The sequence below is a fragment of the Janthinobacterium sp. HH106 genome, assembly GCF_001758725.1.
In the GTDB taxonomy this organism is placed as follows: Bacteria; Pseudomonadota; Gammaproteobacteria; order Burkholderiales; family Burkholderiaceae_D; genus Janthinobacterium.
The window spans coordinates 1-1,106 of the sequence record NZ_LRIC01000070.1; the positions used below are offsets into that span (position 1 = coordinate 1).

Genomic DNA, 1,106 nt, shown 5'->3' on the forward strand with positions numbered 1-1,106 from the left:
ACCTCGGGCGGCGGCGGTTCGCAAGGCTGCTTCGGTCTGGGCGGCAATACCATGAAATACCGTCTGGGCAATGAGTGCGACGCCTACACGGAATTCGGCTACACCAAGTCCGTCGCCCAGTCCGGCGGCGTGAACTACCTGGCCACCATCTGGGTCAACGCTTACGCGCCAAATTCCGATTTCGGCGACAACAAACTGGGCATCGTCAAGGCCTATGTCGAAGCACAGGGACTCGATTTCCTGAACGGCGGCACGGCCTGGATCGGCAAGCGCTTCTACTACCGTCCTGACATCCACATGCTGGACTTGCAGTACATCAACATGAACGGCACGGGCGCCGGCCTGGACCGTATTCCTGCGGGCCCCGGTAAATTCTCGTACGCCTTCTTCAAGGACAACGACATCAACACCGTGTCGAAGACCGGCGTCGTCAGCACCAAATCGGCCGTGCGCCAGAACTTCATCTACGGCGAGATTCCCGTCAATGAAAACGGCACCCTGGACCTGGCCGCGACCTACATCATCGGCGAAGGCAAGGACAACGACGCTTACGGCCAGAAGCACAATGGCTGGCAATTGTCGGCCTTCCACCGCCAGGCGAAAGTGTTCGGCGGCGGCAATACCTTCGGCGTGCAGTACGGCGTCGGTCCTGGCACCGGCAAGGGCGCGCAGTTCGGCGCGTCGGGCGACACCAATTTCGGTTCGGACGTGAAACGCACGCGCATCTTCAATGACATGGCGATCCAGCCGATGGCCAACTTCGGCATGGAATTTGTCGCCCTGTGGCAAAAAGACGAATCGAACGCCAACGGTTCCTCGACCTGGACCTCGGTCGGCGTGCGTCCCGTGTACGCGTTCACCAACAACTTCAAGCTGGTGGGCGAACTGGGCACGGACCGCGTGACGCAAGCGGGCGGCCTGCCGGCCAAGCGCCTGACCAAGCTGACCATCGCCCCGACGATCTCGGCCGGTCCTGGCCTGTGGTCGCGTCCCGAGTTGCGCGCTTTCGTGACCTACGGCAAATGGAACGATGCGGCCACCGCCTCGGTCAATGCGTCGAACAACGGCGGCCCGATCTACAACAACAATACCAGCGGTACTTCCTA

1 protein-coding gene is annotated in these 1,106 nt (G+C 61.3%); it reads left to right on the forward strand.

Annotated features, from left to right (window positions below):
- Window positions 1-1,106 (forward strand): carbohydrate porin (locus tag JAB8_RS26600; RefSeq protein WP_070292316.1); only part of this gene is annotated, 1,106 nt, incomplete at both ends.